Origin of the sequence: Pseudotabrizicola sp., from assembly GCF_030656345.1 — a bacterium.
In the GTDB taxonomy this organism is placed as follows: Bacteria; Pseudomonadota; Alphaproteobacteria; order Rhodobacterales; family Rhodobacteraceae; genus Pseudotabrizicola.
Genome location: NZ_JAUSNR010000010.1, coordinates 417,388 through 442,198, shown reverse-complemented (window position 1 = coordinate 442,198; position 24,811 = coordinate 417,388). Strand labels below are relative to the sequence as shown.

The 24,811-nt window shown below is 63.8% G+C and carries 25 protein-coding genes and 1 pseudogene; 20 read left to right on the top strand and 6 right to left on the bottom strand.

Going from position 1 to position 24,811, the window contains the following annotated elements:
* Nucleotides 1-139: 139 nt before the first annotated feature.
* Nucleotides 140-351: pseudogene (locus Q7J44_RS05880) on the top strand (ATP-binding cassette domain-containing protein); the annotation flags it as partial.
* A gap of 115 nt (nt 352-466) precedes the next feature.
* On the opposite strand, the gene Q7J44_RS05875 reads toward Q7J44_RS05880, so the two are convergent.
* From Q7J44_RS05875 to Q7J44_RS05855, 5 genes are all read right to left on the bottom strand, one after another.
* The gene (locus Q7J44_RS05875) at nt 467-1,516 is read right to left on the bottom strand and encodes a permease (RefSeq protein ID WP_304877920.1); all 1,050 of its coding nucleotides are present in this window, start codon (nt 1,514-1,516) and stop codon (nt 467-469) included.
* 55 nt (nt 1,517-1,571) lie between these two features.
* Complete coding sequence (locus Q7J44_RS05870) at nt 1,572-1,889, bottom strand: helix-turn-helix transcriptional regulator (protein ID WP_304877918.1); 318 nt, start codon at nt 1,887-1,889, stop codon at nt 1,572-1,574.
* 196 nt (nt 1,890-2,085) lie between these two features.
* Complete coding sequence (locus Q7J44_RS05865) at nt 2,086-3,132, bottom strand: YeeE/YedE family protein (protein ID WP_304877916.1); 1,047 nt, start codon at nt 3,130-3,132, stop codon at nt 2,086-2,088.
* Nucleotides 3,133-3,200: 68 nt separating this feature from the next.
* A complete protein-coding gene (locus tag Q7J44_RS05860) occupies nt 3,201-3,542 on the bottom strand; it encodes a helix-turn-helix transcriptional regulator (RefSeq protein WP_304877914.1) in 342 nt (113 codons plus the stop codon).
* 104 nt (nt 3,543-3,646) lie between these two features.
* On the bottom strand, nt 3,647-4,024 hold the full coding sequence (locus Q7J44_RS05855) for a thioredoxin family protein (RefSeq protein ID WP_304877912.1): 378 nt from the start codon (nt 4,022-4,024) through the stop codon (nt 3,647-3,649).
* Nucleotides 4,025-4,104: 80 nt separating this feature from the next.
* Between Q7J44_RS05855 and Q7J44_RS05850 the strand changes: the two genes are divergently transcribed.
* The 13 genes from Q7J44_RS05850 (at nt 4,105) to Q7J44_RS05790 (ending at nt 16,114) form a co-directional block, all read left to right on the top strand.
* Entirely contained in the window at nt 4,105-4,842 is a 738-nt protein-coding gene (locus Q7J44_RS05850; RefSeq protein WP_304877910.1) for a cytochrome c biogenesis CcdA family protein, read from the top strand.
* 11 nt (nt 4,843-4,853) lie between these two features.
* A complete protein-coding gene (locus Q7J44_RS05845; protein WP_304877909.1) occupies nt 4,854-5,417 on the top strand; it encodes a thioredoxin family protein in 564 nt (187 codons plus the stop codon).
* Nucleotides 5,418-5,529: 112 nt separating this feature from the next.
* Complete coding sequence (soxX, locus tag Q7J44_RS05840; RefSeq protein ID WP_304877908.1) at nt 5,530-6,003, top strand: sulfur oxidation c-type cytochrome SoxX; 474 nt, start codon at nt 5,530-5,532, stop codon at nt 6,001-6,003.
* 28 nt (nt 6,004-6,031) lie between these two features.
* Complete coding sequence (gene soxY, locus Q7J44_RS05835) at nt 6,032-6,451, top strand: thiosulfate oxidation carrier protein SoxY (RefSeq protein WP_304877907.1); 420 nt, start codon at nt 6,032-6,034, stop codon at nt 6,449-6,451.
* Between the two features lie 22 nt (nt 6,452-6,473).
* The gene (gene soxZ, locus Q7J44_RS05830) at nt 6,474-6,803 is read left to right on the top strand and encodes a thiosulfate oxidation carrier complex protein SoxZ (RefSeq protein WP_304877905.1); all 330 of its coding nucleotides are present in this window, start codon (nt 6,474-6,476) and stop codon (nt 6,801-6,803) included.
* A gap of 30 nt (nt 6,804-6,833) precedes the next feature.
* The gene (gene soxA, locus Q7J44_RS05825) at nt 6,834-7,700 is read left to right on the top strand and encodes a sulfur oxidation c-type cytochrome SoxA (RefSeq protein ID WP_304877903.1); all 867 of its coding nucleotides are present in this window, start codon (nt 6,834-6,836) and stop codon (nt 7,698-7,700) included.
* A 112-nt stretch (nt 7,701-7,812) separates the two neighbouring features.
* Complete coding sequence (gene soxB / locus Q7J44_RS05820) at nt 7,813-9,504, top strand: thiosulfohydrolase SoxB (protein ID WP_304877902.1); 1,692 nt, start codon at nt 7,813-7,815, stop codon at nt 9,502-9,504.
* Nucleotides 9,505-9,524: 20 nt separating this feature from the next.
* A complete protein-coding gene (gene soxC, locus Q7J44_RS05815) occupies nt 9,525-10,790 on the top strand; it encodes a sulfite dehydrogenase (RefSeq protein ID WP_304877900.1) in 1,266 nt (421 codons plus the stop codon).
* On the top strand, nt 10,774-12,171 hold the full coding sequence (locus Q7J44_RS05810; protein WP_304877899.1) for a c-type cytochrome: 1,398 nt from the start codon (nt 10,774-10,776) through the stop codon (nt 12,169-12,171). The genes soxC and Q7J44_RS05810 overlap by 17 nt, the downstream gene beginning before the upstream one ends.
* 6 nt (nt 12,172-12,177) lie before the next feature.
* Nucleotides 12,178-12,882 carry a c-type cytochrome gene (locus tag Q7J44_RS05805; RefSeq protein ID WP_304877897.1) on the top strand — a complete coding sequence of 235 codons (705 nt, stop codon included), beginning with the start codon at nt 12,178-12,180 and terminating at the stop codon, nt 12,880-12,882.
* A gap of 51 nt (nt 12,883-12,933) precedes the next feature.
* Entirely contained in the window at nt 12,934-14,199 is a 1,266-nt protein-coding gene (locus Q7J44_RS05800) for an NAD(P)/FAD-dependent oxidoreductase (RefSeq protein WP_304877895.1), read from the top strand.
* A 62-nt stretch (nt 14,200-14,261) separates the two neighbouring features.
* Nucleotides 14,262-15,173: an MBL fold metallo-hydrolase gene (locus tag Q7J44_RS05795; RefSeq protein ID WP_304877894.1), complete on the top strand. Its 912-nt coding sequence runs from the start codon at nt 14,262-14,264 to the stop codon at nt 15,171-15,173.
* On the top strand, nt 15,170-16,114 hold the full coding sequence (locus tag Q7J44_RS05790; RefSeq protein ID WP_304877893.1) for an MBL fold metallo-hydrolase: 945 nt from the start codon (nt 15,170-15,172) through the stop codon (nt 16,112-16,114). The genes Q7J44_RS05795 and Q7J44_RS05790 overlap by 4 nt, the downstream gene beginning before the upstream one ends.
* Before the next feature lie 94 nt (nt 16,115-16,208).
* On the opposite strand, the gene Q7J44_RS05785 is transcribed toward Q7J44_RS05790, so the two are convergent.
* On the bottom strand, nt 16,209-17,270 hold the full coding sequence (locus Q7J44_RS05785) for a YeeE/YedE family protein (protein ID WP_304877891.1): 1,062 nt from the start codon (nt 17,268-17,270) through the stop codon (nt 16,209-16,211).
* A gap of 262 nt (nt 17,271-17,532) precedes the next feature.
* On the opposite strand from Q7J44_RS05785, the gene Q7J44_RS05780 reads away from it, so the two are divergent.
* From Q7J44_RS05780 to Q7J44_RS05755, 6 genes are all read left to right on the top strand, one after another.
* Nucleotides 17,533-18,648, top strand: coding sequence for an MlaE family lipid ABC transporter permease subunit (locus Q7J44_RS05780; RefSeq protein WP_304877890.1), 1,116 nt, complete (start codon nt 17,533-17,535; stop codon nt 18,646-18,648).
* Nucleotides 18,645-19,442, top strand: coding sequence for an ABC transporter ATP-binding protein (locus tag Q7J44_RS05775; protein ID WP_304877889.1), 798 nt, complete (start codon nt 18,645-18,647; stop codon nt 19,440-19,442). The genes Q7J44_RS05780 and Q7J44_RS05775 overlap by 4 nt, the downstream gene beginning before the upstream one ends.
* Before the next feature lie 4 nt (nt 19,443-19,446).
* Complete coding sequence (locus Q7J44_RS05770; protein WP_304877888.1) at nt 19,447-21,168, top strand: MlaD family protein; 1,722 nt, start codon at nt 19,447-19,449, stop codon at nt 21,166-21,168.
* A 31-nt stretch (nt 21,169-21,199) separates the two neighbouring features.
* On the top strand, nt 21,200-21,826 hold the full coding sequence (locus tag Q7J44_RS05765) for an ABC-type transport auxiliary lipoprotein family protein (RefSeq protein WP_304877886.1): 627 nt from the start codon (nt 21,200-21,202) through the stop codon (nt 21,824-21,826).
* 88 nt (nt 21,827-21,914) lie between these two features.
* Entirely contained in the window at nt 21,915-22,712 is a 798-nt protein-coding gene (locus Q7J44_RS05760; protein WP_304877884.1) for an inositol monophosphatase family protein, read from the top strand.
* A gap of 135 nt (nt 22,713-22,847) precedes the next feature.
* Nucleotides 22,848-24,776 carry a TonB-dependent siderophore receptor gene (locus Q7J44_RS05755; RefSeq protein ID WP_304877882.1) on the top strand — a complete coding sequence of 643 codons (1,929 nt, stop codon included), beginning with the start codon at nt 22,848-22,850 and terminating at the stop codon, nt 24,774-24,776.
* Nucleotides 24,777-24,811 lie beyond the last annotated feature (35 nt).

Sequence of the window (24,811 nt, the reverse complement as noted above, 5' to 3'; positions counted from 1 at the left end):
GCGCTGCTTCATCATCAACTGGGCGTCGCGCACCAACCACATGGCGCTGGCGGAGCATCTGGTCTGCGACTTGGCCTGTGCGGTTGCAAGCCAGTCGCGCGCCTGACCCGGTGTCAGGTGATTTGGGGCGGCACAGACCGACAAACGCGCAGATCGGATGTCCGGCGGCCAGCGGCAGCGCGCCGGCATCGCGCGGGTGCTGAGCCAGAGGCGGAGCTGTTGCTGGTGGACGAGCCGACCGTCAGCCTTCACCCCAAGACCAGCCGCCAGATCATGCGGCTCTTGATCGAGATCTGTGCCGAACGTGGCTTGCCCGCGATTTTAAACATCCATGACGCGCCGCTTGCGCAGTAGTTCATTCAGCGCATAGGCAGTGTCGAGGTCAACTGGCAGCGCTTCGTTGAGGGTGGATCGGGCGGCTTGATGGCAGACCCCAGGCCCGCCGTCCGTGGCGACCGGCTCCCGCTCAAAGCGACGTCCAGAGCTGGAACAACAGACCTGAGGCAAAGGCACCGGTCAGCGACAACCCGATATAAAGCGCAAAGACCCTTGGCCGGGCCAGCGCCCAGACGGCCATAGCCGCCGGAATAGAGGTGACGCCCCCGGCGACAAGGAAGGCCATGCCTGCACCGGGTGCCATGCCATGATCGATCAGCCCGGCCACAAGCGGCAAGGCTGCATACCCGTTCAGATAGGCCGGAACGCCGATCACCGTCGCCGTCAGAATGGGAAGCAGGCCATCGCCCCCAAGTGTGGCCGTGACCATTTCGGCGGGAATCCAGGCCACCATCAGGCTTTCCAGAATGAAGGCCAGCGTCAGCCATTTGGCAAGGAACAGGGTTGTGGAAAGGGCGGTCCTGGCGAATTTCGCCCGGCGGGCAGGGTCTTGCCAGAAGCGCCACGCCACGTCCTTTGGCGCGCGAACCCGCGCCCCGCCGCAGCCCCCATTGCCAATGCCGTCGCGCAGCGGATCTGCCAGCGCGCCGCTGCGCGACAACACCAGCACAACCAGCCCGCCAAAAACCCCCAGGCCGATGGCGGCAAGGGTCTTGCCCACCGCGAACTCCAGATTCAACACGCCGGTCGTCAGCACGAACATCGACGGGTCCATGATGGGCGAGGCCAGCCAGAACGCCATGACTGCCGACAAGGGCACGCCCATGGTCAGCAAGGCGGCAATCAGCGGAATGACGCCGCAAGAGCAAAACGGCGAGATGCCCCCGGCCAGTGCGCCCAACCCGATCATCAGAAGCGGGGCACCAGTGAAAGCCCTCGCGATCAGGTTATCTGCCCCTGTCGCACCCGCCCATGCGGCGATGGTGATCGACAGGATCAGAAAGGGCGACGTGTTTAAAAGCGCGCGCCCCGCGAACTGCGCGGACGTGGCAGCCTGTCCGGGATCAAAAGCCGCCAGCCCGCACAGGATCAGCGCCGAGGCGAGCCAGACCCGTTGGTCGTGCCAAAGATGTCTGAGCAACGAACGCAGGCTGGCTGTGGAAAGGGTCGTGTCAGTCATCACCACATATCCGGATTTTTGGTTGTTTTAAGGCTGAAAAAACCGACCAGATGCGTCATGCCGCATCCGCCGCAGGCTGAACCGTAACGCCAGAGCAGCATTCCGACGTGAGAAACCCGACCACCCGGCGCATTGCCGGATAGTCCACCTTGTTGAACACTTCGCGCCCCTGCTTGTCCTGCACCACAAGCCCCGCATCGACCAGGGTGGACAGGTGATGCGCAAGGGTCGAAGGCGCCAGCCCGAGATGTTCGCCGATGTCGCTGACCCGAAGGCCATCGTCCCCGGCCTTTACCAGCAGGCGAAAGATCGACAGGCGGGCGTCATGGCCAAGGGCGGCAAGCGCGCGTGCGTTGGGGCTGATCGTTGTCATGCGCCCAAAATAACTACAAATCTGGTTTTGTAAATGATTCGCACAAAGCTGATGCCGCGCGTTGAGGCGCAGCCCCTTGCGGCATCAGCGGTCAGCTTTATGGGGCATTTCGATTTTGGACAGCGCTCGACCAGCTGTCGGGCGCTTCAAGCGGCGTGTCGGAGGTCCTGCAGTCCGTCACGTGCCAGCCCTGGCCCTAGTCCGGCTGGTAACCGCTGATCAGCTGGCGCAGGCCGAACAGGGCACCGGCGACAACTGCCATCAGGGTGACAGGGCCGGACCAGGCCAGCGCGGCAAAGGCAGTCACGCCCTGACCCACCGAACAGCCCATAGCGACCACGCCGCCAATGCCCATCAGCACCGCGCCACCGACCTGACGGCCCAGCTCGCGCGGGTCTTCGCAGGCTTCCCAACGGAACAGCCCCCGGATCATCGACCCGATCAGAGATCCTGCCATGACCCCCACCACCGCGCCCACCGAAAAGGTGATGCCCCCAGCGGTCGAGGTCATCAGAAAAATCAGCGTGCGGCCGACTGGCGCGGTAAAGGACGGCCCTTCAACGCCAATCGCCCCAAGGCTGGTTTCGCTGACCCAGGTGGTGCCGGCAAAACACCACACCACTGCCAGACCGGCAGCCACCCCCCAGAACAGGTTGCGCGGCGCGTGGCGCAGCGGCGCATAAGACAGCGCCCAGAACAGGCAGCCAAAGCCGATCGCAACGATGATCAGGCTTGCCGGCAATCCGGTCAGCAGGCCGACATCATGCACAATGCCCTGTGGCCCGGTCGCATCGGGTTGTGGAAACAGCATCTGGCGCAGCGGGGCCAAAGGCCCCGACAGGGCGACAAAGCCAAAGATCCCCATCACCACCACCACGACCAGTGACCGCAGATCGCCGCCGCCAAACCGGACCAGCGCGCCAAAGCCACAGTTGCCGGCCATCGCCATGCCATAGCCAAACACCAGCCCGCCAAGGACAGAGCCGAGCGGATTCCACATGATGGCATGATAAAAAGTGCTGCCCAGATCAATCCATCCGGCCAGCGCGCCAAATTGCGTGCCCAGAATCGCCACGCCCAGCACAATGCCCCACAGCCGCATCCGCTGCTGGTCCTTGCCGTAGACCGCCGATTCCAGCGCGCCGAGCGTGCAGAAATCCCCCAGCCGCGCCGCCAGCCCCAGCACCATCCCGCCCGCCAGCCCGACAAGGGCCGCCAGCAGACCATATGGAAGCATCTCCATCGCCATCCTCCCTTTGCAGTCCCATCCCGCAGCACAGCCCGGGCGGGGTCGTCTTTTTCCGTCCGGACTTAGGCCGGCTTGCAGAACAGTTTTGCCAGCACCCCGATCACTTCGGAAACCCGGGGGTCCAGAATGGAATAAAAGATTGCCTGCCCCTCCCGGCGGGCGCTTACCAGACCTTCCAGCCGCAGACGTGCCAGTTGCTGGCTGACCACGGCCTGACGCGAGGACAAAAGGTTTTCAAGCTCGGTCACGCTTTTGGGACCCGACTCCAGATGGCACAGGATCAGCAGCCGCCCGTCATGGCCAAGCGCCTTCAGAAAGGTCGCGGCCTCATTCGCGCCTGCAACCAGCCCCTCCAGATCCAGAGGCGTATCCTGATCCTTATAATCCCTGTCGCCCAATGGCATTGTTCCGGTAACCCTTTCCTTCCCTTCATGCCGGGCAGCAGGGGCGGGGGCAATCAAAACCCGCCTGTAAGGCGGAATTCCCAGCGAAAAGGCGTCAGACTGCGTCATTGTCCGGCACCCTCGCCCGGCCCGGCGTCCCGGATCAGGGCTGCCAGCATTGGCCAGAAGAAGTCTTCGCCCGGATAGCCCTCGATCCGCCCGCTTTCGTGGCCGTCGTTCAAAAGAACGAAGGTCGGGGTAAAGGTGGCAGGGCGCGACAGGGTGATATCCCCGGGCACGTCATCGCGCAGCTGCAGCCGGGTCAGGGGGGCGGCCTTGCCCTCGACCGTCAGCGGATATTGCGGCGCAATCTCGGCGTCCCATCGGGCGCAATAGATGCAGCCCGGCTGTTCAAACATCAACAGGCGCAGCTCTGCCGCCGCAAGCGGCTGTGCCAGAGCGGCGCTCAGAGCCAAGGTCAAGCCGCAGAAGATACGCCACATGTTGACAGCCTCATATTTACATAGAAATATACTAATGTATCGCGACGCTCAGAGCAAGACGCGGGCAGAGCAGGAGGCCCATGCTGGATATCACCTATACCGGCGCGGCGCTTGCGGGGCTTTTGTCGTTTCTGTCGCCCTGCATCCTGCCGATGGTGCCGTTCTACCTGTCCTATATGGCCGGTCAATCCGTCAAAGAATTGCGCGACGGCGGCAGTATCGCGCCGGGCGCACAACGCCGTCTGGTGGGGCAGGCGCTGGCCTTTGCCATTGGCGTCACATCCGTGTTCGTGATGCTGGGGCTGGGGGCCACTGCGCTGGGGCGGGTGTTCCTGCAATGGCGCGAAACCCTGTCCTGGATCGCGGGCGGCGTGCTGATCCTGTTCGGGCTGCACTTTCTGGGCATCCTGAAAATCGGCCTGTTCTACCGCGAGGCCCGGGTGCAGACCGACGCCAGGCCCACCACGCTGATCGGGGCCTATGTCATGGGCCTTGCCTTCGGCTTTGGCTGGACGCCTTGCGTCGGCCCGGCATTGGCGGCCATTTTGATGGTGGCCAGCGGCATGGGTGATCTGTGGCGCGGTGGCTTGCTGCTGCTGGTCTATGGCCTTGCCATGACCTTGCCTTTTGTCGTCGCCGCCCTGTTCGCCGGACCGTTCCTTGGCTTCATCGCCCGCCACCGCGCCATGATGGGCCATGTGGAAAAGGTGATGGGCGTGATGCTGATCGTCTTTGGCATCCTGATCGCCACCAATTCCGTCAACCTCATTGCCGACTGGATGATCCGCAATTTCGACTGGACCGCCACCCTGAGATAAGGAGACCCGCCATGCGCCGCCTGCTTGCCATTGCCGCCCTCGCGCTCTTGCCCGGCATCGCCCAGCCTGCCGAACTGGGCGACGACGGGTTGCACAAACCCGACTGGATGCGCGAGACCTTCAAGGATCTGCGCGACGATCTGGCCGAGGCGAACACGGAAGGCAAACGCCTGCTGCTGATGGTCGAACAGCGCGGCTGCATCTACTGCACCCAGATGCACGACTCGGTCTACCCCGACCCCGCCATCACCGCTCTGCTCCGGGACCATTATTTTGTCGTCCAGATCAACCTGTTCGGCGATGTCGAAGTCACTGATTTCGACGGCACCACATTGCCGGAAAAGGCCATGGCGGTGCGCTGGGGCGTCATGTTCACGCCCACGATGATCTTTCTGCCCGAAGAGGTGCCCGTCGGGGCCACAGCGGCAGAATCGGCTGTGGCTCTGATGCCGGGTGCTTTCGGGATCGGCACCACCGGGGCGCTGCTGACATGGGTGCGCGACCACGGCTACGACTCCGGCGAGCACTTTCAGAAATACCTCGCCACCCGCGCAAACACCGAAAACGGCGGCTAAGTCTCTGATGCAAGCTGAGACATATGAATATTCAAGGATACATATATTTCTGTTGCACACGACGGCATGCCAAAGGTATCGTAGCAACAGGGAGAGATCTGGGAGGATCGCAATGATACGCCAATTCTGGTTGGCCACGGCGGCCGTGCTGTGCATCACCGCACCAGCGTCAAGTGAAACAGCGCCGACAGCGGTGGCCTTTGACGACGGCGCGATCGAGGCGTCGCTGACAGGTGGCCCCGGCGATGCTGCGGCGGGAAAAAAGGTGATGACCACCGCGTCCCTGGGCAACTGCGTGGCCTGCCATCAGATCGGCACCATCCCCGAGGCGGATTTTCAGGGCGACATCGCCCCGCCGCTTGATGGTGTGGCCGACCGCTATTCCGAGGCCCAGCTGCGCGGCCTTGTCGCCAACGCAAAGATGACGTTCGAGGGCAGCTTCATGCCGGCCTTCTACAAGACCGAAGGCTTCATCCGTCCGGGTGCGGCCTATAGCGGCAAGGCTCCGACCGAGGCTTTGCCACCCATCCTGACAGCCCAACAAGTCGAAGATGTCGTGGCCTACCTGATCACGATGACAGAGTGACCGGGCGTCCCGACCAGAGGAGATGACAATGAACCTTTCGAGAAGAGATGCCCTGTGGGCTGGCCTTGGCGGCATCGCGGCGGCGACGCTTGCAAACCCCGTGTTCGCCGCCACGGTTGACGAACTGACCTCTGCCTTTACCGGCGGCGCGACTGCGGGCACCGGGGGCATCACCATCACCGCGCCGGAGATCGCCGAAAACGGCAACACCGTTCCGGTGTCGGTCGATGCCCCCGGCGCCGTGGCCATCATGCTGCTGGCCGCAGGCAACCCGACGCCGGCAGTGGCCACCTTCACCTTCGGCCCCGGTGCCGGCAGCCAGATGGGGGCCACCCGCATCCGGCTTGCCACCACGCAGGACGTGATCGCTTTGGCCAAGATGGCTGACGGCAGCATCGTTCAGGCGTCGACCACCGTCAAAGTCACCATCGGCGGCTGCGGCGGCTGAGCTCAGGAACAGGAGAAATACCATGGCAGAAGACGCAAAACCCCGCGTGAAAGTTCCGAAATCAGCCAAGGCTGGTGAGGTGTTCACGATCAAGGCCCTGATCAGCCACAAGATGGAATCCGGTCAGCGCAAGGATGCCGCGGGCGAGCTGATCCCGCGCTCGATCATCAACCGTTTCACCTGCGATCTGGGCGGCGTGAATGTGATCGACATCACGGTCGAGCCCGCCGTTTCCACCAATCCCTACTTCGAATTCGATGCCGTAATGGCAGACTCCGGCGAGATCAAGTTCACCTGGTATGACGATGACGGCTCTGTCTACGAAGACGTCAAAACCATCGAACGCGCCTGATCGCCACAGATGTTTAAGGGAGGAGACATCATGCAGCGACATACCGTGCGTCTGGCCACCACGCTGGCCCTGGCTCTTGCCCTGACGGGCGCAGCCTATGCTGATCCGGTGGAAGACAGCCTCAGCATCGAAACCGAAGAAGGTATGCTGGACATTGTGACCACAACCGCCGCTCCGGCGCATTTGTCGGACACGATGGATACCATCTATTCCGGCTGGCACTTCCGCGAAGACGAAACCCGCGACCTGCAACGCGATGATTTCGACAATCCCGGCATGGTCTATGTCGACCGGGCGCTCGACAGCTGGAACGCGGCGCAGGGCGCAAAAGGCGAAAGCTGCGCCGGGTGCCACAACGGCCCCGAGAGCATGACGGGCCTGCGCGCGGTCACCCCTCGGGTCGATGCGGAAACCGGCGAACTGATGACGGTTGAAAACTACGTCAACCGATGCGTGACCGACCGCATGGCGCTGGACCCCTGGGGCATGACCGGCGACAAGATGAAGGACATGCTGGCGCTGATCTCGATGCAGTCGCGCGGCGCGGTGGTGAATGTTGCCATCGACGGCGCGGCGGCACCGTTCTGGGAAGCGGGCAAGGAAATCTACTACACCCGGTTCGGGCAGCTCGAAATGTCTTGTGCCAATTGCCACGAAGACAATCAGGGCCGCTACATCCGCGCTGACCACCTCAGCCAGGGTCAGGTCAACGGCTTCCCGGTCTATCGTCTGAAAGACGCGGGCATCCTGTCGGCCCAGCAGCGCTTTGTCGGCTGCGTCCGCGACACCCGGGCCGAAACCTTCAAGCCGGACTCGGCCGAGTTCAAGGCGCTGGAGCTCTATGTCGCCTCGCGCGGCAACGGGCTGTCGGTCGAAGGCGTCTCGGTCCGCCACTGAACACCCGGCCCTCCGTCCATGGCGGGGGGCGCATCCACCTCATGATAGACGGGCCAAAGGCCACCGCGCCCGCGCGGCCGCCCCCGTCATGCCGAAACACAAGGACATGCCGATGATCAGCCGCCGCGAATTTCTGCAAGCCTCACTGGCCGCCACCGCCATCGTCGGCGTCTCCGGCTTTGGCAACTGGTCGCGGCTGGCAGCCCAGCAGGCGCTGACCGAAGATCAGCTGTTGCAGTTCGACGATTTCGGCAATGTCACCCTGATCCACATCACCGATATCCACGCCCAGCTTAAACCGATCTGGTTCCGCGAACCGGAATGGAACATCGGTGTGGGACAGGCCAAGGGCAAGCCGCCGCATGTGGTGGGCCGCGCGTTTCTGGACATGTTCAACATCACCCCCGGCACGCCGGAAGCCTATGCGCTGACGCATGAGGATTTCACCGCACTTGGCAAGACCTACGGCAAGATGGGCGGCATGGACCGTGTGGCAACGGTCATCAAATCCATCCGCGCCGCCCGGCCCGAGGCGCTGCTGCTGGATGGCGGCGACACCTGGCACGGGTCGATGACCAGCCTGCTGACACGCGGTCAGGATATGGTCAACGTGATGAACGCCCTGACCCCGGACGCGATGACCAGCCATTGGGAATGGACCTTTGGCACCGAGCGCGTGCAGGAAATTGTTGAGACCCTGCCCTTTGCCTTCCTTGGCGCCAATATCTTCGATGCCGAATGGGACGAACCCGCGTTTGAGCCCTACAAGATCTTCGAACGTGCCGGAACCCGCATCGCCGTCATCGGTCAGGCCTTCCCCTATATGCCGATCGCTAACCCCGGCTGGATGTTCCCGGAATACTCCTTCGGCATCCGCGAAGAGCGTATGCAGACGGTGGTGAACGAGGTCCGCGCACAGGGCGTCGATCTGGTGGTTTGCCTGTCGCACAACGGCTTTGACGTCGATCAGAAAATGGCCAGCCGCGTGCAGGGCATTGATGTGATCCTGACCGGCCACACCCATGACGCCATTCCCGAGCCGGTTCTGGTCGGCCAGACCATCCTGATCGCCTCTGGCTCCAACGGCAAATTCGTCTCCCGCGTCGATCTCGACGTGCAGGGCGGGCAGATGATGGGCTACCGCCACAAGCTGATCCCGGTGTTTTCGGACGTGATCACCCCCGATCCCGAGATGGCAGCACTGATCGACGCCGAACGCGCACCCTACAAGGACCAGCTGGAGGAAAAGATCGGCACCACCGAAAGCCTGCTGTACCGCCGCGGCAATTTTCAGGGCACCTGGGACGATCTGATCTGCGACGCGGTGCGCAGCGAGCGCGATGCGCAAATCGCCCTGTCCCCCGGCGTGCGCTGGGGGCCGTCGCTGATGCCCGGCGACGACATCACCCGCGAGCATATCCACAACGCCACCTCGATGACCTATGGTCAGGTCTACCGCACCGAAATGACCGGCGAGACGCTGCACATGGTGCTGGAAGACGTGGCCGACAACCTGTTCAACACCGACCCCTATTACCAGCAGGGCGGCGATATGGTGCGGGTGGGCGGTATGGGCTTTGCCATCGACATCGCAAAACCCATCGGCAGCCGCATCACCGGCCTGACCCTGACCGATACGGGCGAGGCAATTGACGCTGGCAAATCCTACACCGTCGCCGGCTGGGCGAGCGTGAACGAAGGCACCGATGGCCCGCAGATCTGGGATGTGGTCGAAGCCCATATCCGCAAGCTCGGCACCGTCAGGCTGGACCCCAACACCTCGGTCACCGTGACCGGACTTTAAGCAACAGGAGCGTTCGCCACATGACCGACGAACCACAAAACCACCCCTCGCGCCGCAGCTTCCTGCGCAGCACTGCCGCCGCCGGGGCCGGGCTGATGGCCACCAGCGCACATGCCCAGACCGCCGATCCGCTGATCACCGAAGTGCAGGACTACGCGTCGGCCTTCGGCGACCCGGTCGATGCGGCACCCTATGGCACGCCAATTTCACACGAGGCGCATGTCGTGCGCCGCAACGTGGAATGGCTGACCGAAAGCCCGGTCAGCTCCATCAACTTCACCCCGATCCACGCGCTGGAAGGCACGATCACCCCGCAGGGCTGCGCGTTCGAGCGTCACCATTCCGGCGCGATCGACCTGACCAAGCAGGACTATCGCCTGATGATCAACGGGCTGGTCGACACGCCCCTGGTCTTCACCTTCGAAGACCTGATGCGCTTTCCCCGCCACATCACCACCGCGTTCTGCGAATGCGCGGCCAATGGCGGTATGGAATGGGGCGGCGCACAGCTGGAGGGCTGCCAGTTCACCCAAGGCATGATCCACAACATGGAATACACCGGCGTCATGCTGCGTGACCTGCTGGCCGAAGCAGGCGTGCAGACCGCCGGCAAATGGGTCTATGTCGAAGGCCACGATGCAAGCTCCAATGGCCGCTCGATTCCGCTGGAAAAGGCGCTCGATGATGTGATGGTCGCCTTTTTCGCCAATGGCGAGGCGCTGCGCAAGGAACACGGCTACCCCGTCCGTCTGGTCGTGCCGGGCTGGGAAGGCAACATGTGGGTCAAATGGATCCGCCGCATCGCCGTCTATGATCAGGCGGTGCAAAGCCGCGAAGAAACCTCGAAATACACCGACCTGATGCCCGATGGTCGCGCGCGCAAATGGACATGGGTGATGGATGCGAAATCCGTCATCACCTCGCCCAGCCCGCAGGCCCCGATCCGCCACGGCGCAGGCCCTCTGGTCGTGACGGGTCTGGCATGGAGCGGCAATGGCCGCATCACCCGCGTGGATGTGTCCACCGATGGCGGCAACACATGGGTGCCTGCCCGCATTTCCGGTGACGCGAAATCAAAGGCGCTGACCCGGTTTCACTATGACATGACATGGGACGGGTCTGAGATGTTCATCCTGTCGCGTGCGGTGGATGAAACCGGCTACGTCCAGCCCACCAAGCAGGCGCTGCGCGATATCCGTGGCACCAATAGTGTTTACCACAACAACGCCATCCAGGTCTGGTGGGTGCGCGCTGACGGAGAGGTCGAGAATGTCGAAATCGCCTGAGTTCCCGACAATCCTGCTTGTCACCGGCTGGGCCACCGCCGCCACAGTCGCCGCCTTTGTCATCGTCACCACCGGCCACAGGCCGGGGGAACCTGTCGGTGTGCCAATGGCCGCTGTGAGGGCCGAAACTCCGGCGGCTCCTGCGGCAGAAGTAATCGCAGAGGCCGAGAGTGATGCGGCCCCGGCAAAAGCCACGCCCGAACCCATTACGGCTGAAATCATCCTCGCGCAGGCGGCCGCCGTCACTGATCCCATTCCGGCCCCCGTCGCTGCGGAACCGCAGCTTGCCGCCGCTCCGTCCACCCCGCTTGGCCTTGGCCGCACCGCCCTGACCGAAGAGATCTCAGCCTGGGATGTCACCGTGCTGCCCGATGGCACCGGCCTGCCCGTAGGGTCTGGCGATGTTGAAACCGGGGATGAGGTGTTTGCCGCAAATTGTGCCTCGTGTCACGGTGACTTTGCCGAAGGGCTGGACAGCTGGCCGGTGCTGGCCGGGGGCGACAATTCCCTGACCGACCCCCGCCCGGTCAAGACCGTGGGCAGCTACTGGCCCTATCTGTCAACCGTGTTCGACTATGTTCACCGCTCGATGCCCTTTGGCGGGGCGCAGACGCTGACGCCGGATGACACCTATGCGATCACCGCGTTTCTGCTCTATTCGAATGGGATCGTCGAAGATGACTTCGTTCTGACGCATGAGAATTTCACCTCGATCGTGATGCCCAACGTTGATGGCTTTTACGAAGATGACCGGCCCCAGACCGAATATCCGCTGTTCACCGGCGCGCCCTGCATGGAAAACTGCCTGCCCGCCGCCCCACAGGTGACCAAACGCGCCATTGACCTGAAGGTGACGCCCACGGGCGAAGATGGCAAACCGGCGGGAACCCTGCCGGTGCTGGGGGCCGATGCCGGTGACGCAGCGGTGACGCCCGCGACATCGGAAGCGCCCGCCGGGGCCATTGCCGAGGCACCTGCTGCTGAACCCGAAGCAGAGGCTGCGGCACAGGCCGCGCAACCCGCCGTCGCGCCAGAGCCGATCCTCTCTGCCGCCGCCGATCAGGCGCTCATCGCGGCGGGCGAGGCGGTGTTCAAGAAATGCTCCGCCTGCCACAAGGTCGGCGAAGGCGCAAAAAATGCGGTTGGCCCGACGCTTAACGGCATTGTGGGTAATGCGGCAGGGGCGGTTGCAGGCTTCAACTACTCCAAACCCCTGCTGAGCATGGCCGAAGGCGGACTGGTCTGGGATGCAGAGAACCTCCAGGCCTTCCTCGAAAACCCCCGCAGCTTCATGAAGGGCACCAAGATGGCCTTTGCCGGGTTGAAATCGGCAGACGAGCGCAACGCCGTGATTGCCTATCTGGCCAGCCTTGGCGGCTGACCGGGAATGTCCCGCGCGCTGCTCCTTGCCCTCGCGGTCAGTGGGCTGGCCGCACCGCCGGTCGCCGCCGAAAGCATCGGCGACCCGGCGCGCGGGGCCTCGCTCTTTGACCGTCAGTGCAAGGCCTGCCACCAGATCGGCGCGGGGGCCGTGAACCGGGTCGGCCCTGTCCTCACCGGCCTGTTCGGGCGCAGGGCAGGGGGGGTGGCTGGGTTCACCTATTCGAAACCGATGACCCGCATGGGCAATGATGGCCTGACGTGGACGCTGCAAACCCTTGACGCCTATATCGAAAACCCCAAGGCGCTGGTCTCGGGCACCCGGATGAACTACCGCGGCATGGCCGATCCCGCCGCCCGCGCCGACCTGATGGCGTTTTTGCGCGATTACTCCGACAAACCGCGCGACATCCCCGAAGCCGAACCCACGGCCCGCAAGACCGAACCGGGGCTCGACCCCGCCATCCTCGCCATTGAGGGTGACCCCGAGTACGGCGCATACCTGTCGTCCGAATGCTCGACCTGCCACCGCACAGACGGCACCGACGCGGGCATACCGTCGATCACCCGGTGGCCGCCCGAAGATTTCGTCGTCGCCATGCACGCCTATAAATCCAGACTGCGCCCGCATCCGGTGATGCAGATGATGGCCGGCCGTCTGTCGAATGACGAGATTGCAGCCCTCGCCGCCTATTTTGCCACGCTTGAATGACCCGAGGGGCGGCTGAACCGCCCCCTTCACATCCGAAGGGAGGAACCCAAGATGAGCCTGAACAGACGCCAATTCCTCGGCACCGGCCTTGCCGCTGCCTCGATCCTGTCGGCCCCCATGGTCTGGGGGCAGAGCAAACCGCGCGTCGTCGTCATCGGCGGGGGGGCAGGCGGGGCCACCGCCGCGCGCTATCTGGCCAAGGACAGCGCGGGCGGCCTTGAGGTCACCCTGATCGAGGCCAACCCGGTCTATACCACCTGCTTTTTCTCGAACCTTTACATCGGCGGCTTCCGCGAGTTCGAGTCGCTGCAACATGGCTATGACGGCATTGCCGCAGGCGGCGTCACCGTCATCAACGACATGGCCACCGGCGTTGACCGCGCGGCCCGAAACGTCAAGCTTGCGGGGGGGCAGACCGTGCCCTACGACCGGCTGATCCTGTCGCCCGGCATCGATTTCCGTGACGGTTCCGTGCCCGGCTGGTCGGCTGACGCGCATGCCGAGATCATGCCGCACGCCTACAAGGCCGGTCCGCAGACCCAACTGCTGAAATCCATGGTCGAGTCGATGCCGCAGGGCGGCACCTTCGCCATGATCGCGCCGCCCAACCCTTACCGCTGCCCGCCCGGGCCCTATGAGCGGATCAGCATGGTCGCGCATCTGCTGAAGCAGACCAACCCGACCGCCAAGATCCTGATCCTTGATCCGAAGGATAACTTCTCCAAGAAAGCCCTGTTCGAGGAAGGCTGGGGCAGGCATTACGACGGCATGATCGACTGGATCGGCCCCGAATTCGGCGGCGCTGCGGTCGAGGTGCGGCCCGACAGCATGGAAATCGTGGTCGAGGGTGAGGCGCAGAAAGTCGATGTCTGCAACGTCATCCCCGGCCAGATCGCAGGCAAGATCGCTGCCATCGCCGGTGTCACCGACGAGTCTGGCTGGGCCCCCGTCCACCCCGACAGCATGACGTCAAAGGCCGATGAAAACGTTTATGTGCTGGGCGATTCCAGCGCGCAGGGCGACATGCCGAAATCCGGCTTTTCGGCCAATTCGCAGGCCAAGGTCGCGGCGATGACCATCCGGGGCGAGCTTCTGGGCACCAAGGTCTTTCCGGCGAAATATTCAAACACCTGCTGGTCGCTGATCGCGCCGGATGATGGGGTCAAGGTCGGGGCGTCCTATGAGCCCAACCCGGAAAAGATTGCCTCGGTCGAAAGCTTCATCAGCGCCACCGGCGAAGATGCGGCCCTGCGCAAGGTCACGTACGAGGAAAGCATCGGCTGGTACTCCGGCATCACCGCCGACATGTTCGGCTGAACATCATTCCCGACGGGCGGGCATATCTGGGTGCCCGCCGTTTTTCCAATGAAAGCATCACCATGCTGACCCGTCGTCACATCCTTACCTCTGCCGCTGCCAGCCTCGCGCTGCCGTTTGCGCCCCGTACGCTCTGGGCTGCATCCACCCTGACCATGGGGCAGATGCAGATCGACACCCTGTCCGATGGCCATCTGGTGCTGCCGGGCGACTTCATCCTTGGCGGCATGCCGCAGGCGGAAATGGCGCAGATCATCACCTCTTACGGCCTGCCGACCGACCAGCTGACACCGCCCTGCAATGTCACCCTGATGCGCGACGGCACCAACACTGTGCTGTTCGATGTCGGGGCTGGCCCCGATTTCCAACCCTCGGCGGGAAAGCTGACACAGGCGCTGGACGCCGCCGGGCTGTCGCCCGAAGACATCACCCATGTCGTGTTTACCCACGCCCACCCCGATCACCTCTGGGGCCTGCTGGATGATTTTGACGAGCCGGTTTTTGCCAATGCGGAATACCTGATGGGACAGGCCGAATTCGACTACTGGACCGACCCGGACACGGTTTCCACTATTGGCGAGGCCCGCACCACCTTTGCCATCGGGGCCCAACGCCGGCTGATGGCGATTGCCGAAACCTTGCGCTTTGTCTCGGATGGCGAAGAAATCCTGCCCGGCATCGCGGCCCGCCTGACCCCCGGCCACACGCCGGGGCATATGGCCTATGAACTGCGCGCGGGGTCCGACGCTGCCATGGTCGTGGGCGATGCCTTGGGCAATCATCACGTGGCTTTTGAACGCCCCGACTGGGCCTCCGGCTCGGATCAGGACAAGGATCTGGCGGCGCAGACCCGGCTTGCCCTGCTGGATCAGATCACCGCCGCGCAGATGCGGCTGGTCGGTTTTCACCTGCCTGGTGGCGGCATCGGCCGCGCCGAAAAATCGGGCTCTGGCTACAGGTTTGTTGCAGAATGACCCGCGCCGCCATTTTCGCCCTGCTGCTCGGCACGCCCGCCTTTGGGTCCGAGGATATCCCCGACCAGTATCCGCAATCGGTGCTGTATTCCAAACCGGTCGAGGTGATCCCGCATGTGTTTTCTGCCATCGGGGCCACCGCACCACCCACTTACGAAAACGCGGGCCATAACAACAACCTGTCCTTCATCGTCACCGGCGACGGGGTGATCGTGGTCAACTCCGGGGCCAGCTTCAAACTGGCGCAGGCGTTGCATGATGAAATCCGGGCGGTGACCGATCAGCCGGTGAAACTGGTGATCGTCGAGAACGGTCAGGGCCATGCCATGCTGGGCAATGGCTATTGGGCGGGGCAGGGGGTGCCCATCCTGGCCCATGTCGAGGCTGCGGCCGAGTTCGAAGATGGCAGCGCGCAGGATCTGGCCAGCCTGCACCGCTATGCCCGCGAAAATGCCGAAGGCACCGTGATCGCCCTGCCAACCGAAACCTTTGCCGAGGCGAAAACCATCACCATGGGTGATGTCACGCTACAGGTGATGCACCTTGGCCCCGCGCATTCCCCCGGCGACACGCAGGTGTGGATTCCAGCTTGGGGCATGATGATCGCAGGCGACATCGCCTTTCACGAACGCATGCCGCCGATATTCGAGGGCACCTGCACCGCCTGCTGGATCGAGACATGGGACAGCGCGCTGATGCCGCTGAACCCCACCTATGTGATCCCCGGCCATGGCCACCCGACCAACCTTGCGCAGGTCACCCGCTATACCCGCGACTATCTGGTGGATCTGCGGAGCAAGATCGGGGCCCATCTGGAAGACGGCGGCGATCTGGCAGGGGCGTATTACGTTGACCAGTCCCGGTGGCAGCACCTTGATACTTTCGAAGAACTGGCCACCAAAAATGCTGGCGTCGTGTTTGCCGAGATGGAATTCGAATAGGCGCAACCGCAGGCGAGGTTAAAAATCTGTTGAAGCGCAAAAGCCTAGTGCTTGATAGCAAAGGGCCGATCCTCTTGTAACATAAGAGGCAGCCCTATTGCCGCACCCGTGCCCCAGCCTGATCCACCAGAAAGTCGGTCAGGACAGCCCCCACCCACATCGACAGCAGCGCCAGCCAGGCCGTCGCCACAAAGACCGACCCGCCGGTCACCCCGGCCCCGATGGCACAGCCCCCGGCCAGCATCGCCCCGAACCCCATCAGCGCCGCCCCCGCCATCGACCGCCGCATCTGGCCTTCCCCTTCAAAGCCCTGCAGCTTCAGCTCCCCCGCCCATGCGGCGGCAAGCAAGGCCCCCAGAAACACCCCCGGCACCAGCCCGACATCAAAGCCCAAGCCCCGGTCGGGGGTCAGGAAAAACATCAGCGTCGCCGCCGACGGCCCCGAAAACGTGGCCGAGGTGACAGCCACCGGCTCGAACGCCTGCTGCGACAGGGCAAAGGTCAGCACCCACCCCAAAGCCACCGCAAACCCGACGCCCGAGGCAAAGACCAGCACCCGCGCGCCGATCCGGTTGCGATACGCCAGCCCCAAGGCCAGCCCTGCCGTGACCAAGCCAATCACCAGCCCCGACCATGATGGCAGCGACAGCGCGGCCGGCAGATCGACATTCCTCCCGCCCGGCGTTACCCACAGCCCTGCCAGCGCCTGACGCAGCGGGGCCAGCCAGCCCTGCAGTGCCATCTGGGCCACCACCGCAAAGATCAGCCCCGACACCACCGACCGCAGGTTGCCCGTCGCCGCCAGCACCAGAAGCCGCCCCGAACAGCCGCGCGCCAGAACCATGCCCACACCGAACATCAGCCCGCCGATCACCGCGCCAGACCACGACCCCGTCACCGCCATCATCCGCGCGTCACTGGCCCGGAACAGCCCCAGCATCTGCGCCGCCTGAACCCAAATCACCGCCGTCGAAAACGCCAGCAGCCAGACTGCCACCCTTGGCCCCAACTGCCCGCGCGCAAACTCGACCGTCGCGGCCCGCAGGCAGAACGAAGACCGTTGCGCCGCGATGCCGAAAACAGACCCGACCAGCAGCCCGAACAGCGCGGCCAGCGTCGGTTCGTCCACATGGTCAAGAAGAAAACTGATCTGCATGGCGCACCCTCGTTTTGCGCTATTCTGACGGCAATGTCCGCAAGTGCCATGATCCAGATCACATGCCCCGGTCAGCCGCAGCTTTGCCCCCGGGCGGTGCCGGGGCGTTCTCTCAGGGCGCTGTGCGGCCCGACGGTGTTGGAGCGGCACCATTGCCGGGGGGGTGATCTGCCCCTTACGCCATGCTTTCCTTGCCCCGATGATGATGATAGCCCTGCACGGTCAACCGCAAGGGTCAGTCAGGGTCTTGGATCGCCGGAACATGCCAGCAACTGTCACCATCGATCAGGCCGATGCCGGCACGTCCCTGCGTCTTGCGGGCAGTTTTTCGCTGGCCGATCTGACCGGGCTGCATGGTCAGTTGACGCAGGCGGCGGCGGGGCCGGTGAGTGTGGATCTGACCGAGGTGACGCGGCTGGATACGGCGGCGGCCTGGGCGATTGTCGAGGCGGAACAGGCGGCGCAAGCCGCCGGGCACAGGCTGCGCCTTGTCGGTGCCAGTGACCACGCCACCGCCCTGATCGACACCGTGCGCAAGGCGCTGCCAGACCCGGATATCCAAGCCAAACCACCATTTTCCCTGATGGTCTGGCTCGACGGCTTTGGCCGGTCGGTTGCGGCGGGCGCGGTGTTTCTGGGGCAACTTCTGGGCTTTCTGGGGGTGTTCATCGCGCGGCTGGGCCGGTCTGTGATCCATCCATCCGAATTCCGCCTGACATCGCTTGTCCATCATTGTCAGGAGGTCGGGCTGAAAGCCGTGCCGATCGTGGCGCTGATGGCGTTTCTGATCGGCGTGGTGCTTGCGTTTCAGGGTGCGGCACAGCTGCGCCAGTTCGGGGCAGAGGTGTTTGTGGTCGATCTGATCGCGGTGTCGATCCTGCGCGAGCTGGGCATTCTGCTGACCGCCATCATCGTGGCAGGGCGGACGGCCTCGGCCTTTACCGCCGCCATCGGGTCGATGAAAATGCGCGAAGAGATTGATGCCATGCGCACGCTGGGCATTGACCCGGCGGCGGCGCTGATCGTGCCGCGCGTGCTGGCGCTGCTGCTGATGCTGCCCATTCTGGGGATGATCGCCAATGCGGCGGGCCTTTTGGGTGGCGGGCTGATGAGCTGGGTCGAGCTTGGGATTTCGCCGGCGCTGTTTGTGTCGCGGCTGATCGAAAACACCGGGGTGTCGCATCTGATGGTGGGCATGATCAAGGCACCTTTCTTTGCCATCGTCATCGGAATCGTCGGCTGCCACGCCGGGATGCAGGTCGGCAACAACGCCGAATCGCTGGGGCAGAAAACCTCATCCTCGGTGGTGACGGCGATCTTTTCGGTGATCGTGATCGACGCGTTGTTTTCCATTTTCTTCGCGCAGGTGGGGCTATGACGGTGGCGGACGCGCACGATCCGGTGATCAGGTTGCGGGGCATCCGCACCCAGTTCGGCAGCCATGTGGTGCATGACGGGCTGAATCTGGATGTGTATCGCGGCGAAATCCTGGGCGTGGTCGGCGGATCTGGCACCGGCAAATCGGTGCTGCTGCGCGCGATTGCCGGGTTGCTGCGCCCGGCGGAGGGCGAGATCGAGGTGCTGGGCACCAATGTGCGTGAGGCCAGTGAAGAAGACCGCGCCGCGCTGGAACGGCGCTGGGGCGTGATGTTTCAGGATGGCGCGCTGTTTTCCTCGCTGAACGTGCGTGAGAATGTCGAAGTGCCGATGCGCGCGGTTGCAGGGCTTGACCCTGCCTTGCGCCGGGCGATGGCGGATCTGAAAATCTCGATGTCGGGCTTGCCTTATCTGGCGGGCGACAAATATCCGTCAGAGCTGTCGGGCGGCATGCGCAAGCGCGCCGGTCTGGCGCGGGCACTGGCGCTGGACCCCGAGATCGTGTTTCTGGACGAGCCGACAGCGGGGCTTGACCCCATAGGTGCTGCCGATTTCGACACGCTGATCCGGCGCTTGAGCGATACGATGGGGCTGACGGTGTTTCTGGTGACGCATGATCTGGACACGCTGCACGCAATCTGCGACCGGATTGCGGTCCTTGCCGAAAAGAAGGTTCTGGTAACAGGAACAATGGACGAGATGCTGAAAGTCGATCACCCTTGGGTTCACGATTATTTCCACGGGCCGCGCGCCCGCGCGGCACTGGCTGCAAAAGACGCCCAGAAAGGCAGTTGATCCGTTGGAAACCAAGGCAAACTATATTCTGATCGGTGCCTTCACGCTGGCCGGACTGCTGGGCATTCTGGGCTTCTTTTTGTGGTTCGCGCAGGTGCAGCTGGACCGGCAGTTCAGTTATTACGAGGTGCGCTTCACCTCGGTTTCCGGCCTGTCGGGCGCGTCGGATGTGCGCTTTGCCGGTCTGCCGGTGGGGCAGGTGGTGGATGTGCGGCTGTCGCCCGATGGCAATGGCACGGTGCTGGTCCGGCTGGAAATCGGGGCCGAAGTGCCGGTGCGCACCAGTTCGGTTGCCACGATTGAATCGCAGGGCGTAACCGGCGTGTCGTTTGTCGGCATCAGCCCGGGTGATCCGGCAGATGCGCTGCTGCGCGTCTCGGACGCCGGTGATGTGCCCGAGATCGAGGCGGGGCGGTCGATTCTGCAAAGCCTGTCGGAAGATGCGCCGCAGCTGGTGGAACAGGCGTTGCAGGTGATGCGGGACCTGACCGAGCTTGCCAGTGCCGAGAATATCCAACACATCAACAACATTCTCGACAATGCCGAAACGGCCTCTGCCGGCCTGTCCAAGGCGCTGGAGGATTTTTCGGTGGTGGCCGCGGCGGTGGCCGATTTTGCCGACAACATCTCATCCTTCAGCACCACGGTGGAAGGGCTGACCGGGCAGGCGGAAAGCCTGTTTGCCACGGCGGAAAACACGCTGACCAATCTTGATGCGCTGATGGCCGACACGCGCACCACTGTGAACAGCGGCACCGCCACATTGGATCAGGCCACCACCACCCTGTCGTCTGCCGACAGCTATATTCAGGACGAGCTGCGCCGCACCACCGAAGACCTGCAGACCGGAATCGCCGAGATCCGCGCGCAGATTGACCAGATCGGCAGGGAAGCGCGCGAAACCGTGGCCGAATTCCGCCGCACCGGCGAGGCCGCGACCGCCCGCCTGACCGAAGCCGAAGCCACAATCCGTGCCACCGATGCGATGATCGCCGATCTGACCTCGACGCTCGAGTCGGTCAGTACGGCTGCCGACAATTTCGACACGCTGATCACCGTGGATGGTGCGGCCCTGGTGGCCGAGGCGCGCGCCGCGATCCGCCCGATTTCCGAAGCGGCCAATGCCGATCTGCCGGCAGTGGTCGCCGATATCCGCGCCGCCGTGAAAACCGCCAACCTGACGATTGCCGAGGTGGGGCAAAGCCTGACCGATGCCAGCGGCAAGGTGGATGGTCTGGTCGACAGGGCCGGCACCGCCATGGCATCGGTGACAGAGACCTTTGCCAACGCCAATGTGACCTTGGGCGCGATCAACTCGGCGCTGGAGGTGGGGGAGCGCACACTGTCTGCCGCAGAGCGCACGTTTGACGGGGCGGACCGGGTGATCAACAACGATGTGGCGGCGATCACCACCGATCTGCGCCGCACGATTGACGCGCTGGATCAGGCGATTGCGCAAGTCTCAGCCGATATTCCCGGCGTGACCGCCGATCTGAAGGCGGCGAGTGAATCGGCGCGGCAGGCCTTTGACGAGGTGGCGCGCACGGTGGCGGCCTCGGGCGGGCCGGTACGCGACTTTTCGGCCAATGCCCTGCCGCAGTTTACCCTGCTGGGCCGTGAAATGCGCGGCCTGATCACCAATCTTGACCAGCTGACCCGCCAGATCCAGCGCGATCCGGCACGGTTCTTCCTTGGCGGGACCAATACCCCCGCTTACCGCCAGTAACGTCTGTCGCCCTTAACGAAAGAGCACTGCCATGCTTCGGCCGATCCTGACTATCCTTGCCGCAACAGCGTTCCTGTCCGGTTGTGCGGCGATTTCGGCGCTGAGCGGGGCGGCGACACCGCTGGAAAGCTATGACCTGCAGGCCCCCGCCGACGGGCCGGTGGCGCGCAGCAGCCTTGCGCGGCAGCTGGTGGTCGAGGTGCCCTCGGCCCCCGGCGGGCTGATGACCGACCGGATCATGATCCGCCCGCGCCCGTTGCAGGCGCAATATCTGACCGATGGCCAATGGTCGGCAGAAACGCCCGAGATGATGCAGACGCTGATCGTGCGTACGCTGGAAGACAGCAACGGCCTTCGCTATGTCGGGCGCCGCCCCTTGGGCAGCTTTGGTGATTACGTGCTGATCTCTGAACTGACAGACATGCAGGCCGAAGCGGCCCCTGCGGGGCAGGGCGCCAATATCCGCGTGCGCCTGACGGCGCGGCTGGTGCGCGAAAGCGATGCCTCGGTCCTGTCGACCCGCACCTTCAACGTGACCTATCCGGTCGCCAGCACCGACACGATTGTTCTGGTCGAAGGTTTCAACGCGGCGACGCAGATCATGCTGAAAGACCTGTCGGGCTGGGTGCTGAACACGCTCGGGCTGCGGGTGGGGTAGGGGCCGGTGCTGGCGGGATGAACCGCCAGACCCCTGCCATCGCCCTGCCCGATGCCTTTTCCAACCCTTCAGCCACGGATCGGTTCACATGTTCGATGTTCTGACCCCCTTGGCCCATGCGGCGGGTGATCTTGCCCTGAGCCATTTCGGCAGCCTGTCGCAAGGCGACATCAGCGCCAAGGGGCCGCTGGATCTGGTCACCGAAGCTGACCGCGCGGTCGAGGCGCTGATCGTCGCCCGCCTGCGCGCCGCCTTTCCGCAGGATGGCATTCTGGGCGAAGAGGGCGGAATGCTGCCGGGCACGTCAGACCGCGTATGGGTCATTGACCCGATTGATGGCACCTTCAACTTTGTCCGGGGCGGCCGGCAATGGGCGGTGTCAATCGGGCTGTGGCAGGCCGGGGTGCCGGTGGCGGGCATCATCCATGCCCCGGCACTGGGCCTGACGCTGGCGGGCGGCACCACCCATGCGCCGACGCTGAATGGCCGGGTTCTGCCACCGCTGAGCGCCTTTCAGCCGGACCGCGCAGTGGTGGGGGTGGCGCTTGGCCGCGCCCTGCCGCTGGCCGAGCGCATCGAGGCGCTGCGCTATCTGGCCGAGGACGCAGGCGTGCTGTTCCGCTGTTGCAACGCATCGACCATCGCCCTGCTGGAACTGGCGACCGGAGAGGTGGACGGCCATGTCGGCTATGGCGAAAGTGCCTGGGATGTCATGGCCGCCTGGCCGGTCCTGGTGGCGCTTGGTGCCGTTTCCACGCTGGACTGGCCGCAAACCCCGCTGGATGCAAAGCTGCGCTATGTCATCGGCAAGCCCGCTCTGGTTGCCGCGATTGCCTCGCTTGGCGCTCCGGCGATACGATCCGGGGCATCAAAGCCGCAGTCGTGAACTAATTTAGTCAACAATACCATTCCTGCTGAACATGCACTTGCATGTATCGCTGCGGCGCGCTAGCCGCAGGCGCAGAACGCAGCCACGGTCCTCCGCAGCCACGCATCCCCACAGAATGCAACGGAGCGGTCCATGACCAGTTTGAAACTCACGGGTGCGCGCGGGCTGTTGTTCGCAAGCGTCAGCCTTCTTGCCCTGCCGGTGATGGCGCAGGACATCAGCCTTGATCCGATCCTTGTCGCACAGCAGGATGAACAGGCCGGGGCGGCCGACCGGGCCACCACGCAATACGTGTCGCAGGCCGAGCTTGAACGCGCCCGCACCGGCGATCTGAAAGACCTGTTCGCCGGGATCGCGTCGGTCTCTGTCGGGGGCGCGATGCCGGTTGCGCAGAAGATCTTTGTCAACGGCGTCGATATGCTGAACCTTCGGGTGACGATTGACGGCGTGGCGCAGAACAACCGCGCTTTTCATCATGTCTCTGCCAACGCGATCGACCCCGGTCTGCTGAAGGCGGTGCGGGCCGATGCCGGTGTGGCCGCGGCAGATGCCGGGCCACACGCGATGGCGGGGTCGGTGGTATTTGAAACCGTCGATGCGGGCGATATTCTGGAGGACGGGCAGCCCATCGGCGGCAACCTGCGGCTGGCCTACGGCGACAATGGCAACACCTTTACCGGGGCGCTGACAGTGGCCGGGCAGCACAATGGCTTTGAATGGCTGGGCTATCTGAAATCCGCGCAGGGCAAGGATTATACCGCAGGGGCGGGTGACAAGGTTTCCGGCACCGGCGCCGATCTGCAAAGCGGTCTGGTCAAGCTGGCCTATGAAAGCGACTCCGGTGACCGGATCGAGTTTTCGGCCCAGCGGTTGCGCGACGCCGCCTTCCGCCCGTTCCGCGCCAATATGGGGGGTGTTGCCGGCCCGGTGCGGCATGACCGGCTGTATGACACCACCCGCACCAGCGTCTCGGTCAGCTATGAAAACACCATGGCCGCTGGCATGTGGGACCCCAAGCTGGTGGTCGGCTTTTCCGAAAGTCTGGTGAACGTGCCAAACCCCTGGCAAAGCGAAGGCACCTCGGCCACCTGGTCGCTGACCGCGCAGAACACCTTCAACCTGAGCGAACGCGATACAGTGACGGTGGGCCTTGATGCCTATGACCGCAACGGGCTGTATGAGGCACCGGGGGTGCGGCTGGAGGAAACCGCGCGCAACATCGGCATCTTTGCGCAGGCGCGGCTGGAGCCGGTGGACCGGCTGAAACTGTCCTTTGGCCTGCGCGCCGACCGGCAGCGCTTTACCGGGGTGAACGGCTGGCAGGATACGAATTCCGGCCTGTCAGGCAATGCATCGGTGTCTTATGGCCTGACAGAGGCGCTGACCCTGCGCGCCGGTGTGTCATCGGTGTTCGGTGGCATCGACATTGAAGACAACTACATCTATGAGCGTTCGCCGCTGTGGAGCTACACGGGGCTGCAACCATCGCGGTCGGAAAACATCGTGGCAGGCGTGGACTGGACCGATGGCACCCTGACCCTTGGCGGTGAGGTGTTCCAGACCAAAATCAACAAGGCCCGCGGCGCAGAAGAGAACTTTGACTTCGAAAGCCGGGGCTTCAACCTTGGCGGCACCTATGGCTGGGACGGCGGCTTTGCGCGGCTGACCTATTCCAACAGCAAGGTCCGGGTGAACGGCGCGGTGTCCAGCAGCTATGAGGCGCAGGACTTCGGCGCGCCATTGGGTCAGGTTCTGGCGTTTGAGGTGCAGCAAGAGATCGGGGCCACCGGCTGGAAGCTGGGCGGCAGTCTGGATGTTGCGTTTGATTACAATGACCTGCCAGCCGATGCTCAGAACACGCTCAAAGGCTATGAGGTGGTGAACGTCTTCGCAGAATACGTGCCGCCCAGCATGCAGAATCTGCGTCTGCGGGCCGAGGTGACGAACCTGTTTGACACCGATTTCGCCGACCGCGCTTCTTATGGGGCGGATTTCAATTCGGTCACTCCGCTGCGTGAACCGGGCCGCACCGTGACCCTGTCACTGGTGTCGAAGTTCTGAAACCTTCTGAAGGCGGGGGCGCTGCTCCCGCCTTC

Coding starts and splice junctions, on each gene's coding strand:
- soxY (WP_304877907.1), top strand. CDS start 6,032: ATGAACCTTTCGAGAAGAGATGCCCTGTGGGCTGGCCTTGGCGGCATC.
- soxB (WP_304877902.1), top strand. CDS start 7,813: ATGATCAGCCGCCGCGAATTTCTGCAAGCCTCACTGGCCGCCACCGCC.
- Q7J44_RS05760 (WP_304877884.1), top strand. CDS start 21,915: ATGTTCGATGTTCTGACCCCCTTGGCCCATGCGGCGGGTGATCTTGCC.
- Q7J44_RS05790 (WP_304877893.1), top strand. CDS start 15,170: ATGACCCGCGCCGCCATTTTCGCCCTGCTGCTCGGCACGCCCGCCTTT.
- Q7J44_RS05845 (WP_304877909.1), top strand. CDS start 4,854: ATGCGCCGCCTGCTTGCCATTGCCGCCCTCGCGCTCTTGCCCGGCATC.
- Q7J44_RS05875 (WP_304877920.1), bottom strand. CDS start 1,516: ATGACTGACACGACCCTTTCCACAGCCAGCCTGCGTTCGTTGCTCAGA.
- soxZ (WP_304877905.1), top strand. CDS start 6,474: ATGGCAGAAGACGCAAAACCCCGCGTGAAAGTTCCGAAATCAGCCAAG.
- soxA (WP_304877903.1), top strand. CDS start 6,834: ATGCAGCGACATACCGTGCGTCTGGCCACCACGCTGGCCCTGGCTCTT.
- Q7J44_RS05865 (WP_304877916.1), bottom strand. CDS start 3,132: ATGGAGATGCTTCCATATGGTCTGCTGGCGGCCCTTGTCGGGCTGGCG.
- soxC (WP_304877900.1), top strand. CDS start 9,525: ATGACCGACGAACCACAAAACCACCCCTCGCGCCGCAGCTTCCTGCGC.
- Q7J44_RS05775 (WP_304877889.1), top strand. CDS start 18,645: ATGACGGTGGCGGACGCGCACGATCCGGTGATCAGGTTGCGGGGCATC.
- Q7J44_RS05785 (WP_304877891.1), bottom strand. CDS start 17,270: ATGCAGATCAGTTTTCTTCTTGACCATGTGGACGAACCGACGCTGGCC.
- Q7J44_RS05850 (WP_304877910.1), top strand. CDS start 4,105: ATGCTGGATATCACCTATACCGGCGCGGCGCTTGCGGGGCTTTTGTCG.
- Q7J44_RS05870 (WP_304877918.1), bottom strand. CDS start 1,889: ATGACAACGATCAGCCCCAACGCACGCGCGCTTGCCGCCCTTGGCCAT.
- Q7J44_RS05810 (WP_304877899.1), top strand. CDS start 10,774: ATGTCGAAATCGCCTGAGTTCCCGACAATCCTGCTTGTCACCGGCTGG.
- Q7J44_RS05855 (WP_304877912.1), bottom strand. CDS start 4,024: ATGTGGCGTATCTTCTGCGGCTTGACCTTGGCTCTGAGCGCCGCTCTG.
- Q7J44_RS05795 (WP_304877894.1), top strand. CDS start 14,262: ATGCTGACCCGTCGTCACATCCTTACCTCTGCCGCTGCCAGCCTCGCG.
- soxX (WP_304877908.1), top strand. CDS start 5,530: ATGATACGCCAATTCTGGTTGGCCACGGCGGCCGTGCTGTGCATCACC.
- Q7J44_RS05765 (WP_304877886.1), top strand. CDS start 21,200: ATGCTTCGGCCGATCCTGACTATCCTTGCCGCAACAGCGTTCCTGTCC.
- Q7J44_RS05860 (WP_304877914.1), bottom strand. CDS start 3,542: ATGCCATTGGGCGACAGGGATTATAAGGATCAGGATACGCCTCTGGAT.
- Q7J44_RS05780 (WP_304877890.1), top strand. CDS start 17,533: ATGCCAGCAACTGTCACCATCGATCAGGCCGATGCCGGCACGTCCCTG.
- Q7J44_RS05800 (WP_304877895.1), top strand. CDS start 12,934: ATGAGCCTGAACAGACGCCAATTCCTCGGCACCGGCCTTGCCGCTGCC.
- Q7J44_RS05755 (WP_304877882.1), top strand. CDS start 22,848: ATGACCAGTTTGAAACTCACGGGTGCGCGCGGGCTGTTGTTCGCAAGC.
- Q7J44_RS05805 (WP_304877897.1), top strand. CDS start 12,178: ATGTCCCGCGCGCTGCTCCTTGCCCTCGCGGTCAGTGGGCTGGCCGCA.